Raw genomic sequence first — 2,373 nt, 5'->3', positions numbered from 1 at the left:
TGGCCAGAGCATCTGTCTTGTAAACAGAGGGTCACCGGTTCGAATCCGGTAGGGGGCTCAGAAAAATCCTGGTTCGCACCAGCCTCATAGCAGAGGTGCGGATCAGGATTTTATTGTACGGGTGCCCTGTAACGTCTACAGGACCCGCACTAGCACATCGACGATCCATCCTGAGGAACCGAGAATGTCTGAAACCCCCGGAACCCCGCAGGCCCGCGCCTCGCAGGGAACCTACACCACTGCACCGCGTAGCATCAAAGCACGCGAAGCCAGCGACTACCCCCTCGAAGAGTTCATTGAATCGCGAGGGTTCCGCCCTGAAATTCAGGGTCTGCGCGCCTTCGCCGTGCTCCTCGTGGTGCTCTACCACGTCTGGTTCGGCAAAGTCTCTGGCGGTGTGGATGTCTTCCTCTTCATCTCTGCCTTCCTGCTCTCGCTCTCCTTCATGCGTAAGATCAACGAAGGCAAACCTCTCAACCTCTTCAGCTACTGGATGCACGTCTTCCAGCGACTGCTACCCGTAGCCACAGTGGTTATCGCGGCTACCACCATTGCGTCCTTCTTCGTGCTCGCGCCCAGCCGCTGGGCGCAAACCGTAACCGACGCAACGAGCTCCCTGTTCTACGTCCAGAACTGGAACCTCGCGTTCAGCTCCGTAGACTACTACGCCCAAAACGCCTCCGTGAAGTCGCCCTTCCAGCACTTCTGGTCGCTCTCCATCCAGGGACAGATCTTCATCATCTGGCCCCTGCTCTTCGCCGCAGTAGCCTACGTCGTGCACCGATTCCGCGGGAACCTCTTCACCACCGCGGTATTCATCTTCAACACGGTGTTCGTCGCATCCCTGACCTTCTCCATCGTCGAAACCGACACCAACCAGGGATTCGCCTACTTCGACACCCGCACCCGCCTCTGGGAATTCGCCATCGGCACCCTACTGGCAATGCTCACCCTCAAATGGAAAGCACCCGAAAAGGCGCGAGTCGTCATGGGCTGGGTCGGCATTATTGGCCTGGTCACCTGCGGCGCAATCCTGCCCGTCGAACGAGCATTCCCCGGCTACCTGGCACTCTGGCCCGTCATCTCCGGTGCGCTCGTCATCATGGCAGGCCGCACCAACAGCCGCTGGGGCATCGACCGTCTGCTGATCTCCGCACCCCTGCAGAACCTCGGCAACATCTCCTACGCCCTGTACCTGGTGCACTGGCCCATCCTCATCCTCTACAGCAGCGCTGTCGGAACCTCCCGCGTGAACGTCATCGAAGGCACCGTCATCATCCTTGCCTCCATCGGTCTGGCATGGCTGCTCATCCGCTTCGTCGAAAAGCCGCTGCGCTACCGCAAGGACCCCTTCGTACCCTGGCTCATGATGAAGATGCGCTTCAAGACCATCTTCTCTGTCAAGACCTGGGCAGACCAGCTCGCCTTCATCCTCGCAATCTTCCTGGTCGCAGGCGTGCCCCTGGCCGCCGCACAGGCCTGGGTCGGCTACCGCAACGCCCAGTCTGAGCAGAACGCCGAACTGAAGGTACAAACCGCTAGCGAAAACTACCCCGGCGCCCGCGCTATCGGAGGTGCCCAGCAGGGGCTCATTGACAACCCCATCCCCTCCGGTGGCGATGTCAAAACCCAGTTCGAGGGACTGAGCGACCCCTGCACTGGCAGCTTCGCGCCCTCCGACCCGGCACTCGCCAAGTACTGCAGCGTGCAGAAGTACGGCCCCGAGGACGCACCGCTGACCATGGTCATCGGTAACTCCCACGCCGAGCAGGTGCTGAGCATCTTCAAGCCCATTGCAGAACAGACCAAAACTAATCTGCAGGCCTACCTGCTCGGTGGCTGCCAGTACCCGGTCAGCTCCGTCAACGCCAGCAACGAATGCTCGGAATTCAACACCAAGATGACCGAGGAAATTATCAAGCGTAAGCCGCAGACCGTGGTCCTCATCGCGACCATTGCTCAGGCACGCTCGAATGACGAACGAGTCGACCCGAGCCTTGATGAGACGGTCCGCCGCCTCACCGAGGCAGGAATCCAGGTCATCGGCCTGCGCGATAACCCGCGCTTCGAGTACAACATCTACGAATGCGCTCAGAAGGCCGGTGCCGACAAGAGCTCCTGCGCACGACCCGCAAGCGACAAGTACGCCGCAGAAAACCCAGCACAGGAAATCTTCGACAAGTACCGCGACCAGGGCGCAGTCATGGTGGACCTGAAGGACGTGTACTGCCCGGACGGCATGTGCAGCGCCGTGATTGGAAACATCTACGTCTACCTCGACGATAACCATGTCTCCAAGTCATACGGCCGCACCATGGCTCAGGAAGTCTTCCAGCGTGCAGCGGAAGGCGGCTGGCTCGTCAGCGGAAAAGT

Annotated in this window: 1 protein-coding gene; it reads left to right on the top strand. The window is 60.1% G+C overall.

Annotated elements, in window-relative coordinates; all coding sequences use genetic code 11:
* Positions 1-184 precede the first annotated feature (184 nt).
* On the top strand, positions 185-2,373 hold a 2,189-nt coding region (locus Q0216_RS05885), incomplete at its 3' end, for an acyltransferase family protein (protein WP_298593711.1).

It is taken from the genome of uncultured Rothia sp. (genome assembly GCF_937976295.1).
Classification (GTDB): Bacteria; Actinomycetota; Actinomycetes; order Actinomycetales; family Micrococcaceae; genus Rothia.
Note: the sequence above shows the minus strand (reverse complement) of the source record. Positions and strands in the feature narration are given on the sequence as shown.